Consider the following 13,971-nt stretch of genomic DNA (forward strand, 5'->3'; position numbering starts at 1 on the left):
CAGACCAAAACCACCCTCGAAGTCGTGCCAATACAACAGGAGAATGACAGACATGACCAACAGACGCGAATTTCTTAAGAACGCGGGCCTTGCGACGGTCGCCGCCGCCGGTGCTTCCACGTTGTCGGCGCCTGCCGTTCACGGCTAGTCGCCGATCAAGTGGCGCCTGCAGACCTATGCGGGTCCGAACCTGGCCGAGCACGTGATCAAGCCATCTATCGATGCCTTCAACAAGGTTGCTAACGGCGAGATGGAAATCGAGCTCTACACCGCCGACCAGCTCGTGCCGACCTTGGAACTGTTCCGCGCCATGCGGAACGGCACCAGCGACGCCGTCCAGTCGGATGATGACTCCATCGCAGCGCCCGTCGACGTTTCCGTCTTTGGCGGCTATTTCCCGTTTGCCACCCGCTATTCGCTGGACGTGCCGGTGCTGTTCAACGAATGGGGCCTCAACGAGATCTGGGAAGAGGCCTACGGCGAAGTCGAGGGCGTGACCTGGCTTTCCACCGGTTTCTGGGATTCCTGCCACTTCAACACCAAGAACCCAATCCGCTCGCTGGCCGACCTGAAGGGTAAGCGCGTCTTTACCTTTCCGACCGCCGGTCGCTTCCTGGCGCGCTTCGGCGTGGTGCCGGTGACACTGCTCTGGGAAGACGTGGAAGTCGCGGTGCAGACCGGCGAACTCGACGGCATCGCCTGGTCGGGCATCACCGAGGATTACACGGTCGGCTGGGCGGACGTGACGCCCTACTTCCTGACCAACAACATCTCGGGCGCCTGGATCGGCTCCTACTTCGCCAATTCCGAGCGTTGGGAAGCCCTGCCGGAGCACCTGAAGACGCTCTTCAAGATCTGCATGGACAGCTCCCACTATCACCGCCAGCACTGGTACTGGGGCGGCGAGGCGAAGCTGCGCGTGCAGGGCACCGAGATGCAGCTCACCACCGTTCCCGACGCTGAATGGCAGATGGTGGAAGAAGAGGTCCATAAGTTCTGGGACGAGATCGCGGAAACGAGCGATTCACCGCCCGCGTGGTCAAGATCTTCCGCGACTACTCCGAGGCGATGAAGAAGGCCGGACCTCCGTACCGCTACAGCTGATCGGCTCGATAGGTCCGGGACCGTGCCGCTTGCCCCTTCCTCTCCCTTGAGGGGGAAACGTGGCCAAACGACAACGCGACGGAAGGGAATCCTTCCGTCGCCCATCCTCCCAAGAACAACCGGCGTTTTCCGACCCTCGGCCGCGCCGCAACAAAAGACGATCTTCCATGGCAGGCAATCTCACATTCGATGAACTGAAACAGGTGGTGGATGCGGGCGAGATCGATACGATTCTGGTCTGCCTCGTCGACATGCAGGGCGCCTCATCGGCAAACGGTTCCATGCGCGCTTTTTCGTCGACGGCGGCCATGAAGAAACCCACGGTTGTGACTATCTGCTGGCCAACGACATCGACATGGAGCCGGTGCCGGGCTACGCGGCGACCAACTGGGCGACCGGCTACGGCGATTTCGTGCTCAAGCCCGACATGGCGACGCTGCGGCGCATCCCGTGGCTGGAGGCGACCGCACTCGTCCTGTGCGACGTGCTCGACCACCACCACCGCGAGCCGCTGCCCCATTCCCCGCGCGCGATCCTGAAATCCCAGATCGACCGGCTGGAGAAGATGGGGTACCGCGCCTTCTTCGCCTCCGAACTGGAATTCTACCTCTTCGACGAGATCTACGAGAGCGCGCGCATAAAGCGCTACGGCGATCTCGATACGGCCGGGCGCTACATCGAGGACTACCACATCTTTCAGACCTCCAAGGAAGAGTGCGTCATGTGGGCCGTGCGCAACGGGCTGAAGGATGCAGGCATTCCGGTGGAGAATTCCAAGGGCGAGTGGGGCCCGGGTCAGGAGGAGATCAACGTCCGCTACACGGACGCCCTGGAAATGGCCGACCGCCACGTCATCCTGAAGAACGGCATCAAGAAGATCGCCCATCTGGCGGGCAAGGCCGTCACCTTCATGGCCAAGTGGGACTCCGATCTGGCCGGAAATTCCGCCCACATTCACGCCTCGCTGTGGGACAAGGCAGGCAAGAAGCCGCTCTTCTACGACAAGAAAGCCGAATTCGGCATGTCGAACCTGATGAAGAGCTTCATGGCCGGTCAGCTGAAATATGCCTCCGACATGACGGTGTTTCTCGCCCCCTACATCAATTCCTACAAGCGCTATCAGTCCGGCACCTTCGCTCCGACCAAGCTCGTCTGGTCGCGCGACAACCGCACGGCGGGCTTCCGGCTTTGCGGGGAGTGGACCAAGGCGATCCGCACCGAATGCCGGATCGGCGGGGCACGGACCTCAATCCCTATCTCGCCTTTGCGGCGCTGATTGCCAACGGTCTCGCCGGGATCGAGGAGGGGCTGGAACTGAAGCCGCCGCATGTGGGCGATGCCTATGTGGGCGAGGAACTGGTCGAGATCCCCAAGACCCTGCGCGCGGCAACCGAGGCGCTTGATAAATCGGACCTGATGCGCAAGACCTTCGGCGATGCCATGGTCGATCACTATGTCCACACCGCAAAATGGGAGCAGCTCGAATATGACCGTCGCATCACCGATTGGGAATTGAAGCGCGGCTTCGAGCGGTATTGAGTAGACTGTGACGTTAGGGTGAGGTCGGCACACGCACGAATGTCATCCCCGCGCAGGCGGGGATCCAGTAACCACAGAACTCTGCTCTCGGAGCACAGATATGTGGTTCACGGAGTACTGGTTCCCCGCTTTCGCGGGGATGACATTCGTGGGCAAAACGTGCCGATTTCGTCCTATGTGCTGAGGATGTCGTTAGGTTCGTTTCGAAGGTAGCTAGCACGACAAAAGACACTGCTCCGCGCATCACCTCCAATGAAGTCCAAGACCAACAATCATTTCAGCTTTGGAAGCCCCCCATGTCCGAAACCGTGAAACTGATCTCCCCCGTCGACGGCTCTGTCTATATCGAGCGGTCGGTGGCCTCTCTCGGTGACATCGCCAATGCCGTATTCGCGGGCAAGGCCGCGCAAAGCGAATGGGTGACGGTTTCCGTTGCCGAGCGCGGTCGTCTTTGCCTTGCAGCCCTTGAGGCGCTTCTCGCCATGAACGACGAGATCGTACCGGAACTCGTCTGGCAGACGGGGCGTCCGGTGCGCTACGGCGGTGAGATGGGCGGCGTGGAGGAACGCGCCCGCTACATGGTGGAGATCGCCGAGGAGGCATTGAAGTATGTGGTGCCTACGGAAAAGGTCGGCTTCACCCGCTATGTGAAACGCGTGCCGGTGGGGCTCGTCCTCGTCATCGCGCTGTGGAACTACCCCTTCCTGACGGCGGTCAATACCATCGTCTCGGCGCTGATGGCGGGCAATGCGGTCATCCTGAAGCATGCCGCACAGACGCTTCTCGTCGGCGAACGTTTTCAGAAAACCTTCAATGCGGCGGGCCTGCCGAATGGCCTCTTCCAGAACATCGTGCTCTCGCATGGCCAGACCGAGGCGCTGCTGGCTTCCGGCGATATCGATCACATCAACTTCACCGGATCGGTGGCGGGCAGGCGCGCCATCGAGCGGGCAGCGGCCGGGACGTTCGCCACGATGGGCCTGGAACTCGGAGGCAAGGACCCCGCCCTGGTGCGCTTCGATGCGGATCTGGAGAGCACGATCGCCAATCTCGTGGACGGTGCCTTCTTCAATTCCGGCCAGTGCTGCTGCGGGATCGAGCGCATCTATGTGCACGAAGGCGTTTACGACAGCTTCGTCGAGGGCTTCGTGGACCTGACCAAACAATACGTCCTCGGCAATCCGCTGGAGGAAGCCACGACGCTCGGCCCCATGGCGTAGACGCGCTTTGCCGAATGGGTGCGCGAGCAGACGGCGGAAGTCCTGCGCAAGGTGCGACCCCGCTGATTGACACATCCGCCTTCGCCATGGACAAGCCCGGCTCGCCCTATATCGCGCCGCAGGTCCTGACCAACGTCGATCATCAGATGTCGGTGATGCGCGAGGAGAGTTTCGGTCCCGTCGTCGGCATCATGAAGGTGGCCGACGATGAAGCCGCCATCCCGTTGATGAACTACAGCCACTACGGCCTCACCGCTTTGATCTGGACCAAGGACGAGGACGCTGCGGCCAGCATTGGCGACCGGATCGAGACCGGCACGGTCTTCATGAACCGCTGCGACTATGTCGATCCGGGGCTCGTTTGGACCGGCGTCAAGGACACAGGCAAGGGCGGGGCGCTGTCCTCCGTCGGCTACGAGAACCTGACGTAGCCGAAATCCTACCATCTGCGCCACGGGTAACCGATCCCGGGCAATCGATCGACGGCGCGGCCTCGCCGGAGGGGCCGCGCCCGTTTCTCTCCTTACTCATTTCCCAACGGATCCATCATGACGACATCGCCTTCCGCCAACTGGTTATACCCAACTTCCATCCGTTCGGTGCTGGCCGCATCAAGGAACTCGCCAAGGCCGCCACGACCTCCGGCATCAGCTGCCCGCTCTTCGTCACCGATCCGGGCCTCGCCAATCTGCCGTCACCGCCGCCGCGCTCGACGTGCTGAAAGACGCGGGCATGGAGGCGCAGCTCTTCTCCGACGTGCAGCCCAATCCCGTCGCCTCCAATGTGGAGGCGGGCGTCGAGATCTTCCGTGACGGCGGGCATGACGGCGTCATCGCCTTCGGCGGTGGGTCCGCGCTCGACGCGGGCAAGTGCATTGCCTTCATAACCGGACAGTCGCGGCCGATCTGGGATTTCGAGGATATCGGCGACTGGTGGAAGCGCGTCGACCCGGATGGCATTGCCCCCATCGTTGCCGTACCGACCACGGCGGGCACGGGATCGGAGGTCGGCCGCGCGGGCGTGGTGAGCAATGAAGAGACCCACATCAAGAAGGTGATCTTCCATCCGCTGATGCTGCCCAAGATCGTCATCTGCGATCCGGAACTGACCGTCGGCATGCCGCTCGCGATCACGGCGGGCACGGGCATGGACGCGCTTGCCCATTGTCTAGAGGTCTATTGCGCGCCCTCCTATCACCCCATGTCGGAAGGTATCGCGGTGGAGAGCATGCGGTTCGTCAAGGAAGCGCTGCCGCGCGTCTACAAGGACGGCACGGATATCGTCGCGCGCGGTGAAATGATGTCGGCTGCCGCCATGGGCGCCACCGCCTTCCAGAAGGGGCTCGGCGGCATCCACGCGCTCTCCCATCCCGTCGGTGCGCTTTACGGCACCCATCACGGGCTGACAAATGCGGTCTTCATGCCTTACGTGCTGGTCCACAACCGGAAGGTGATCGAGGGCAAGATGGGGTGGCTTGCCGCTTTTCTGGAACTGCCGCGAGCTGATTTCGACGGTTTCCTCGCCTGGATGCTGGAGATGCGGCGCAATCTCGGCATTCCGCACACCACCGCGGAGATTGGCCTTGATGCGGAAAAGGCCGATCTCATCGCCGAGACGGCCGTGGTCGATCCGACCGCAGGCGGCAACCCGATCAAGCTGACCAAGGAAGGGGCTCGCGCGATCTTCGACGCAGCCCTGAAGGGTGACCTCTAGAGGTTATCTACCTTCCGTAACGGAAGCTGATCGGGAAATCAGCGTCGCTCGCAAATTTTGTTGCGATGCTTTGTTTTTCAGGGCTGCACGCGACGGGATCGTGTACGGCCCTGATTTTGCCTGTATTTCAAGGAAAATACGCAGGATCGGCATCTGTGGTATACACACGTAAAAAGTGCATTATATTTTTTTATCAATAATACATAGAATTGCGTATGATGCTGTGTTAGGGTGAAACATGGTTGGTCGGATGCGGTTTTCAATGTTTGGTCAACAAGTAGTCCGTTCCTGCTGTCACGGATATGACATCTGCATGGGTTACGAAGCTAGATATTACTTTATTTAGAGTAGAAGTGAATTGTGCCGGTATCATGAAATATTTATATTTTAGTATATGAATTTGACTGTAGATGTGGATGGATTCTTTAAAATCTTGGAACAATTTAATTTATTATTTAGTGACGTTGATCTTTTCCATCTAAAGGGATCAACCCCGAGTTGTGTTTCGATCTGCCGATAGCCTCTCCTGGTATTCCGCAGCGGGCATTTCGGTGAAATATGAAACGGCGCAGGCGTGGTGGTCATTTGAGAGCCTGTCTGCGTGCGAAGAACACTCCAATGTGTGGATGGACCTGCGAGGGAGCCGACCTGCCTGGCGTCTGCGAAGGGCATGGCGTTTGTGAAGTGTTCGGCGTTCTGATTTTAGGAATGCGCTTATCCGCGATGCGGCCCGTGCCGAGGGGCCTTCGTCGCACCCTCCTGTAGCGGTGAACACCGCGGGCGACGAACAGTGCGGGCGGATAGCCGACGGTCCTCCCAAGGCTGGCTGGACGCGAATGCCGATCGCCGTCGCGTTCGGCGGTCGCTGGGGGCTTTCTCACTCGAACTTCAGCCGTAGTGTCCAGGTATCGCTCTGACCTGATCGATTGAGGGCCGAGTGAAAAGCCGCCCATGTGACAGGTCTCGCGCGTGACTGCCTGATTGATGGAGCTCCGCCCGGCTGTACCGGCACCACCATGCTGACGTCCATTCCCACACCGACGATCGCGCCCGTTTCGCGCCCTTTCGTCTACGATCCGCCGTCCGGGCCGCTCGTCGTCCTGCACGAGGATGACGACATTCTCGTCGTGGCCAAGCCGTCCGGGCTGCTGTCGGTTCCGGGCAAGGCGTCCGAGCATGCCGATTGCCTGATCGCGCGTATCAACCTGGCATATCCCGAAGCGACGCTGGTTCACCGGCTCGATTGCGCCACCTCCGGTGTAATGGTCTTTGCCCGCAACCGCGCCGCCCACCGTCATCTCGGCCTGCAGTTCGAACGCCGCAAGCTTTCCAAGAGCTACGTGGCCCGCGTATGGGGCGAGATCGCCGGGGAGGAGGGCACGGTCGACAAGCCGCTGCGCTGCGACTGGCCGAACCGGCCGAAGCAGATGGTCGATTTCGATCAGGGCCGCCCGGCGATCACGCACTGGCGGGTGGAAGAGCGCGAGGCCGGGGCAACCCGGGTTGGCCTACTGCCGGAGACGGGACGTTCGCACCAGTTGCGCGTCCACATGGCCGATCTCGGTCACCCCATTATCGGCGATGCGCTCTATGCGGATGACGCTGCCTTCGCGGCCGCCACGCGTCTTCAGCTCCACGCCGAAACGCTCACCATCCGCCACCCGGACGGCGGCACGTCGATGACCTTCGTCGATCCTTGCCCGTTCTAGAGGGGCAGATCTCTTTCCAGGTCTCCTTCTGTCTCTTTCAGAGCCGCATCCCGAAAATCCCTCCCCCTGTCATCCCCGACTTGATCGGGGATCCATTGCCCTTTCGCCTTGGGGAGTCATTCGCCCCGGCGCGCGGTCCGCGCGCATCTTCGGCCCGGATTGTACACTGTTGGGAGCCGGGGCTGCAGATGCGCGCCAAAAGGCACGCCAGAGTCGGGACTGTGGGCTGTTGCACTGCAAATGGATCCCCGATCAAGTCGGGGATGACGGGCGGAGGGATCGAGGCAACACCTGGTCGATTCCGCCATTGCCGAAATTGCGTCACAAAAAATACCTATCCCCTTGATAGCCTGTGACGTTATGTCTCTGACGTCACGCAGGACGAGGGATGACCGGCATGTCCGGTGTCGGCAACCCCCCGGGTGCTTGACGTTGCTGTCCGGCAATGCTCAACGAAGAGCAATGCCTTTGGGAGAGGGCGGCAAAGGAGAGGGCGCCATGGCGCAGGAAACGTACGATTATATCGTTCTGGGCGCAGGCTCGGCCGGATCGGTTCTGGCCAACCGTCTGTCGGCGGATCCGGAAAGCCGCGTTCTGGTGCTGGAGGCGGGCGGGCGCGACGACTGGATCTGGTTCCACATCCCCGTCGGCTATCTCTTCGCCATCAACAATCCGCGCTCCGACTGGTGTTTCCGTACGCGCGCCGAACCCGGCCTGAACGGCCGGTCGCTGATCTATCCGCGCGGCAAGGTCATCGGCGGGTCGTCGGCCATCAACGCCATGATTTACATGCGCGGTCAGGCGGGCGACTACGATCACTGGCGCCAGCTCGGTCTTACCGGTTGGGGCTGGGATGACTTGTTGCCGATCTTCAAGGCGCACGAGGACCATTTCCTCGGCGCCTCCGATCTGCACGGTTCAGGCGGCGAATGGCGGGTCGAACCGCCGCGCGTCAGTTGGGAGGTGCTCGACCGCTATCGCGATGCGGGCGTTCAGTGCGGCGTGCCCGCAATCGACGATTTCAACCGCGGCGACAATGAGGGCGCATCCTATTTCCAGGTCAACCAGCGCCGGGGCACGCGTTGGTCTGCCGCCCGAGGCTTTCTGAAGCCTGCCTTGAAGCGGGCAAACCTGACCCTTGAAACCGGTTGCACGATCGACCGGCTCACCTTTGAGGGGAAACGCGTCACCGGCGTCGAATGGATTCAGAACGGCGTGCGCCGCTCCGCTTCCGTGCGCGGTGAGATCGTGCTCGCGTCCGGTTCCATCGGCTCCGTCCAGATTCTGCAGCGCTCCGGCATCGGCGATGGCGAGTATCTCTCCTCGCTCGGTATTCCGGTCGTGGCGGATCGAAAGGGCGTGGGCGGCAATCTTCAGGATCACCTGCAACTCAGGATGATCTACAAGGTCTCGGGCGTGCGTACGCTCAACGAGATCTACGCCAATCTCTTCCGCCGCGCGTGGATGGGCATCGAATATGCGCTGAACCGCTCCGGCCCGCTCACCATGGCGCCCTCGCAGCTCGGCATCTTCACCCGCTCCGGCGATGACGTGGAGCGCGCGGATCTGGAATTCCACGTCCAGCCGCTCTCGCTCGACAAGTTCTGCGATCCTCTGCACGCCTTCCCCGCGATCACCACCTCCGTATGCAACCTGCGCCCGGAAAGTCGCGGCCATATCCTTATCACCGATGCCGATGTGGGCGCCCAGCCCGAGATCGCGCCGAACTACCTCTCGGCCGATCGCGATCGCGAGGTTGCCGCGCGTTCCTTGCGCATTGCGCGTCGCATCACCAATGCCCCGGTCTTCGCCGCCTTCAAGCCCGAGGAATATCTGCCCGGTCCCGCCGTCGGTGACGACGAAGAGGCGCTGGCGAAGGCTGCGGGCGATATCGGCACTACCATCTTCCATCCCGTCGGTACCGCGAAGATGGGCCTTGCCGATGATCCGCTGGCCGTCGTCGACGAGCGCCTGCGCGTCTTCGGCTTCGAGGGCCTTCGCGTGGCCGATGCCTCGATCATGCCGACGATCACCTCCGGCAACACCAACTCCCCCACCATCATGATCGCGGACAAGGCCGCGGCCATGATCCGGGCGGACAATCGCGGCTGATTGGTCCCGGCCGCACGTCGTCCGCCCAGTGCACGAACACGAAACAAGAAACGGGAATTCGTATGTTGAACAAGCCCACGCACGACACCGTCCACGTCGAAAGTCGCTCGGGTGCAGCGGGTGACGTCGCCGTGCTCACCATCGATTTTCCGCCCGTCAATGCCGGATCCACGGCCATGCGCACCGCCGTGCTTGCCGCATTCCAGGGGCTTGAGACGGAGGGGCTTGCAGGCGTGGTCCTTGACCGGGGCCGGTGGCAATTTCGTCGGCGGGGCCCGGGAATTCGATGCGCCCGCTCAGGAGCCGCATCTACCCGACGTGATCGAGGCCATTGAAGCCTGTCCGAATTCCCGTGGTCGCGGCAATCGACGGGGCAGCGCTTGGCGGCTGCTATGAACTGGCGCTGGCCTGTGATGCGCGCATTGCCACCCCGCGCGCGGCTGTCGGTCTGCCGGAAGTGACCCTCGGCCTCATTCCCGGTGCGGGCGGCACGTTGCGTCTGTCTCGTCTGGTCGGCGAAACGCTGGCGATCAATCTCGTCACGTCCGGGCGCCGGGTGAAGGCGACCGAGGCGCTCAAGCTCGGCATGCTTGATGCCGTGGAAGAGGGCGATGTGATCGAGGCGGTCATGGATTACCTCGAAAAGCCGCGTGCGAGAAAGCGCGTCCTGCGCGATCAGCCGCCTCGGCCGGGGTGACGAGGCCGCGGTCGCTGGCGAGGCCGCCGCCTTGAAAAAGGCGCGTGGAGCCGTCGCCGTCGGGGAGGCGATCGATGCGGTCAAGCGCGCCCACACCATGCCCGCGGGCGAAGCGTTGGCAGCGGAGCGCGAGGCAAGCTTGCGCCTGCGTCGCGGCCCGCAGTCGCGTGCGCTGCGCCATCTCTTCTTCGCCGAACGCGCGGCGACCAGGCTACCCGAGGACGCCGAGCCGGTGACGATTTCAATCGTCGGCATCGTCGGTGGCGGTCGCATGGGGCAAGGCATCGTGCTCGCCTTCGCGCAGTCCGGCCTGACCGTCCGACTCGCGGAGCGGGACGCGGATCTGCTGAAAGCCGCAATAGGCGCGCTTTCCGAGGCCGCCGACGGTCTGGCCGTGCGCGGATGCATCGCATCCACGGCCGAACTGATGGCGCGTATCCATCCGAGTTCGCTTGAGGACGTGGTCGACTGCGATCTCGTGGTGGAAGCGATCATAGAGGACATGGACGCCAAGAAGGCGCTCTTCACCCAGCTTGACGGCATCATCCGCGAGGATGCGATCCTCGCCACCAACACCTCCTATCTGGCTATCGACGAGATCGCCGCGGCGACCAGGGTCCCCGCGCGCGTGGAAGGGTTGCACTTCTTCAATCCGGCCAACGTGATGCGTCTGGTGGAGGTGATCGATGCGGCCGCTACCAGCCCGCAAGTTCTGGCGAGCCTTGTGGCGCTCGCCAAGTGCATCCGCAAGCTGCTGGTGGTGGCCAAGGTTGGCGAGAGTTTAATCGGCAACCGGGTGTTTGCCGCCTATCGCCAGCAGGTGGAATTCCTGATCGAGGAAGGCGCGCTGCCCTGGGAGGTGGACGCCGCGCTGGAGGAATTCGACTTTGCCATGGGGATGTTCAAGATCTACGACCTCGCGGGCCTCGACATCGCCTGAGCACGCCGCAAGCGCCTCGCCCCGACGCGCGACCCGAAGGCGCGTTATGTCGAGATCCCGGATGTTCTTTGCGAAATGGGCCGTTTTAGCCGCAAGACCAAGGCGGGTTGGTACGATTACGAGACCGGCAAGCCCGTGCCGAACGAGAAGGTCGAGGCGATCATCGTCGAGACCTCCACGGCCAAGGGCGTGGAGCGCTGCAACTTCTCAGGTGACGAGATCGTCTCGCGCATCATGGCGGCCATCGTCAACGAGGCGGCGCTTCTTCTGGGCGAGGGCATCGCGGCGCGTGCCTCCGACGTCGATATCGTGCTGGTCAACGGCTACGGCTTCCCGAAGCTGAAGGGTAGCCCTCTGCACTGGGCGGCGAATGAGCCGCGCGAGGAGTTCCTTGCCGCAGTGGACGCCGTGGCGGAAGCCTCCGGCCACGGCATCGGGCGTGCCGTCAATCTGAAAGAGGTGCTGAAGGAGGCGGAGGCGCTTTAATCTTTGCTTGAGCGATTGAGCGGGGCTTGAGTGCCGGTGGCCGTATCGCTGTGCGCTTGAGGAGCCACGCTCCCTCCGCCGTCATCCCCGGCTTGACCAGGGATGACGGTGTGTCTTTCCACCGGCCGCACTCCGACGCGCCCTTCGGCGCGTACCTTCGGCCCCGATCTTGCGTTTCGGCTTCCGGGTCGAAGATGGTGCTAGCGGTTAGGGCAATGGATCTCCGGTCAAGCCGGGGATGATGGAGGAGGGATCCGGGCATTCTCCAGATTTCTCATGGATGAGCCTCAACGGTCGGATTTCATCCGACGCCGAAACCCACTACTCTCCCGCCATCAACGTCGCAGGGAGGCGACGCATGACGGGGGAGGGGATCGTTTGACGTCAGTATCTTGCATGGGCTCTCCGCACAGGGAGCCCCGCCGATGACCGACAAGGCCGATCCCTCCACCCGTGCCACCTACAAGACCTTTCGCACCATCCAGACGCGCTGGATAGACAACGACATCTACGGCCACATGAACAATGTGGTGCACTATTCGCTGTCCCGCGTCCGGTCCTGAGCGAAATCGCCGCCCCGGCCGCCGCGCGGATCGCAGGCTTTTCGGGAACCATCGAACCGCTTTTTGAGACGACGTTTGCCTTCCGCACGCTCGGCCGGGACATCTCGCTCGATGCGGATGTGGGTGACCGTGTCGAGGCGGGGGCAAACCGTTGCCCGGATCGATGCGGAGACGCTGGAGGCCACCGTGCCCCAGGCGGAGGCGCAGCTCTCTTCCGCGCTTCCGCGCGTGCCCAGGTCGAGAATGCCCGTGCGAGCCTGAAGCGCGCCCGTGCGCTCCACGCCAAGAACACCATTCTTTTTTCGATCTTGAGACCGCGCAGCAGACGCGCACTTCCGCCAACGTCTCGCTGGAACAGGCCGAGGCCGATCTGGCGAAGGCCAGGCCCGTAACGCCTTGTCCTATGCGGTTCTGTCCGCCCCGTTTGCTGGTGTCATCACCGAGCGCGAGGCTGATCTCGGCCAGGTGATCTTCGCCGGGGAGGCGGTCATGAAACTTGCCCGCGTGGATGCGCGCGAGGCCGTGGTAGATATCCCCGGTGAACTGATCGACACGATTTCCATCGGCTCGCCGTTCCAGGTGCATCTCCAGATCGATCCGACCGTCAAGGCCAAGGGACGGGTGCGCGAAATCGCGCCGGAGGCCGATGCCCTGACGCGCACCAATCGCGTCCACATCCTGCTCGACTATCCGCAGGACGCCTTCCGGCTGGGCTCGCTCATTCCCGCCCGGCCCGAGGGCGAGATGACAGCCGCGCTGGCGGTTCCCGATACCGCGATCCTGAAGACGAAGGAGGGAACCTATGTCTGGGTGGTGGAGAACGGCACGGTTCATCGGCGCAAGGTGGAGATAGGCTCCGGCCTCGGCGGCCGCAGTGCCGTGCGTTCCGGCCTGAAGGCCGGCGAACGCGTTGTCACGGCAGGCGTTCACAGCCTTGAAGAGGGACAGAAGGTGGCTCTTTCCGAAGATGGGCAGACCTCGGACGAACGTCTGGAAGGTGCACCTCGATGACCTCCGTTAACCTCTCCGACTGGGCCCTGCGCCATCGCTCGTTTGTCTGGTTCCTGATGATCATCGCGCTCGTTGCCGGCGTGATGTCCTACTTCAATCTCGGTCGCGAGGAAGATCCGAGCTTCACCGTCAAGACGATGGTGGTTTCCGCCTCCATGCCCGGCGCCGATGTGCGCGAGATGGACAAGCAGGTGACCGACCGTATCGAGAAGAAGCTGCGGGAACTCGATACGCTCGACTATACCCGCTCGATCACCACCCCCGGCCGTTCCGTCGTCTTCGTCTATCTGCTGCCCACCACGCCGTCGCGCGACGTGAAGGACATCTGGCAGCATGTGCGCAACATGATGGCGGATATCCGCAGCGATTTTCCCAGTGAATTCTAGGGCTCTGCCTTCAACGATGAGTTCGGCGACGTCTATGGCAACGTCTACGCCTTCACCGCCGACGGGCTGAGCCCGCGCCAACTGCGCGACTACGCGGAAAAGGCGCGCGACCGCATCATCAAGCTGCCCGATGCGGGCAAGGTGGAACTGGTCGGCGCGCGCGACGAGGTCATCTATCTAGAATTCTCGCTGCGCAAGGTCGCAGCCCTCGGCCTCGACCGACAGGAGATTCTCGAGACCCTGCAATCGCAAAACGCCATCGTGCCCTCCGGCGTGGTGCACAGGCCAGGCCGGAGCGCATTCTGGTGCGCGTCGATGGGCAATACACCTCCGAGGACAGCCTCAAGGCCGTCAATCTGAGGGTCAACAACCGTTTCTTCCGCCTGAGTGATGTCGCCACCATCACGCAGGGCTACGAGAACCCGCCGAGTGAACTCTTCCGCTATGACGGCAAACCGGCGATCGGGCTTGCCATCGGCATGAAGTCGGGC

At 62.4% G+C, this 13,971-nt stretch carries 9 protein-coding genes and 5 pseudogenes; 13 read left to right on the forward strand and 1 reads right to left on the reverse strand.

Annotation, left to right across the window (positions count from 1 at the left end; translation table 11 throughout):
- Positions 1-52: 52 nt before the first annotated feature.
- The 11 genes and pseudogenes from QNJ43_RS14180 (at position 53) to QNJ43_RS14230 (ending at position 12,083) form a co-directional block, all read left to right on the forward strand.
- Positions 53-1,104 (forward strand): annotated as a pseudogene (locus QNJ43_RS14180) (twin-arginine translocation signal domain-containing protein).
- Positions 1,105-1,271: 167 nt separating this feature from the next.
- A pseudogene (locus QNJ43_RS14185) lies at positions 1,272-2,643 on the forward strand (glutamine synthetase family protein).
- A 296-nt stretch (positions 2,644-2,939) separates the two neighbouring features.
- Positions 2,940-4,294: pseudogene (locus tag QNJ43_RS14190) on the forward strand (aldehyde dehydrogenase family protein).
- Positions 4,295-4,411: 117 nt separating this feature from the next.
- A pseudogene (locus tag QNJ43_RS14195) lies at positions 4,412-5,576 on the forward strand (iron-containing alcohol dehydrogenase).
- A gap of 1,016 nt (positions 5,577-6,592) precedes the next feature.
- Positions 6,593-7,285, forward strand: a complete 693-nt coding sequence (locus QNJ43_RS14200; protein WP_300470999.1) for an RluA family pseudouridine synthase — start codon at positions 6,593-6,595, stop codon at positions 7,283-7,285.
- Positions 7,286-7,783: 498 nt separating this feature from the next.
- Entirely contained in the window at positions 7,784-9,397 is a 1,614-nt protein-coding gene (locus tag QNJ43_RS14205) for a GMC family oxidoreductase N-terminal domain-containing protein (protein ID WP_300471000.1), read from the forward strand.
- A 62-nt stretch (positions 9,398-9,459) separates the two neighbouring features.
- Complete coding sequence (locus QNJ43_RS14210; RefSeq protein WP_300471002.1) at positions 9,460-9,732, forward strand: hypothetical protein; 273 nt, start codon at positions 9,460-9,462, stop codon at positions 9,730-9,732.
- A gap of 17 nt (positions 9,733-9,749) precedes the next feature.
- Positions 9,750-10,094 (forward strand): enoyl-CoA hydratase-related protein, encoded by a 345-nt coding sequence (locus QNJ43_RS14215; protein WP_300471003.1) that lies wholly within the window; start codon positions 9,750-9,752, stop codon positions 10,092-10,094.
- Positions 10,048-11,034 carry a 3-hydroxyacyl-CoA dehydrogenase family protein gene (locus QNJ43_RS14220; protein WP_300471004.1) on the forward strand — a complete coding sequence of 329 codons (987 nt, stop codon included), beginning with the start codon at positions 10,048-10,050 and terminating at the stop codon, positions 11,032-11,034. Before QNJ43_RS14215 ends, QNJ43_RS14220 begins: the two co-directional genes overlap by 47 nt.
- 75 nt (positions 11,035-11,109) lie before the next feature.
- Positions 11,110-11,520 carry a hypothetical protein gene (locus QNJ43_RS14225; protein WP_300471005.1) on the forward strand — a complete coding sequence of 137 codons (411 nt, stop codon included), beginning with the start codon at positions 11,110-11,112 and terminating at the stop codon, positions 11,518-11,520.
- Positions 11,521-11,945: 425 nt separating this feature from the next.
- A complete protein-coding gene (locus QNJ43_RS14230) occupies positions 11,946-12,083 on the forward strand; it encodes a hypothetical protein (protein ID WP_346432993.1) in 138 nt (45 codons plus the stop codon).
- Here the strand turns inward: QNJ43_RS14230 and QNJ43_RS14235 are convergent.
- Positions 12,056-12,364, reverse strand: coding sequence for a hypothetical protein (locus QNJ43_RS14235; RefSeq protein ID WP_300471006.1), 309 nt, complete (start codon positions 12,362-12,364; stop codon positions 12,056-12,058). The two genes, QNJ43_RS14230 and QNJ43_RS14235, sit on opposite strands and share 28 nt — an antisense overlap.
- 115 nt (positions 12,365-12,479) lie before the next feature.
- On the opposite strand from QNJ43_RS14235, the gene QNJ43_RS14240 reads away from it, so the two are divergent.
- Both QNJ43_RS14240 and QNJ43_RS14245 read left to right on the forward strand, forming a co-directional pair.
- Entirely contained in the window at positions 12,480-13,094 is a 615-nt protein-coding gene (locus QNJ43_RS14240) for an efflux RND transporter periplasmic adaptor subunit (RefSeq protein ID WP_300471008.1), read from the forward strand.
- Positions 13,091-13,971: pseudogene (locus tag QNJ43_RS14245) on the forward strand (efflux RND transporter permease subunit); the annotation flags it as partial. The gene QNJ43_RS14240 and the pseudogene QNJ43_RS14245, both read left to right, overlap by 4 nt.

It is taken from the genome of Breoghania sp. (assembly GCF_030066895.1).
Taxonomy (GTDB): domain Bacteria; phylum Pseudomonadota; class Alphaproteobacteria; order Rhizobiales; family Stappiaceae; genus Breoghania.

What these genes read in the sequence shown, in the direction of transcription:
- QNJ43_RS14200 (WP_300470999.1), top strand. Translation starts at nt 6,593, where the DNA reads ATGCTGACGTCCATTCCCACACCGACGATCGCGCCCGTTTCGCGCCCT.
- QNJ43_RS14205 (WP_300471000.1), top strand. Translation starts at nt 7,784, where the DNA reads ATGGCGCAGGAAACGTACGATTATATCGTTCTGGGCGCAGGCTCGGCC.
- QNJ43_RS14210 (WP_300471002.1), top strand. Translation starts at nt 9,460, where the DNA reads ATGTTGAACAAGCCCACGCACGACACCGTCCACGTCGAAAGTCGCTCG.
- QNJ43_RS14225 (WP_300471005.1), top strand. Translation starts at nt 11,110, where the DNA reads ATGGGCCGTTTTAGCCGCAAGACCAAGGCGGGTTGGTACGATTACGAG.
- QNJ43_RS14230 (WP_346432993.1), top strand. Translation starts at nt 11,946, where the DNA reads ATGACCGACAAGGCCGATCCCTCCACCCGTGCCACCTACAAGACCTTT.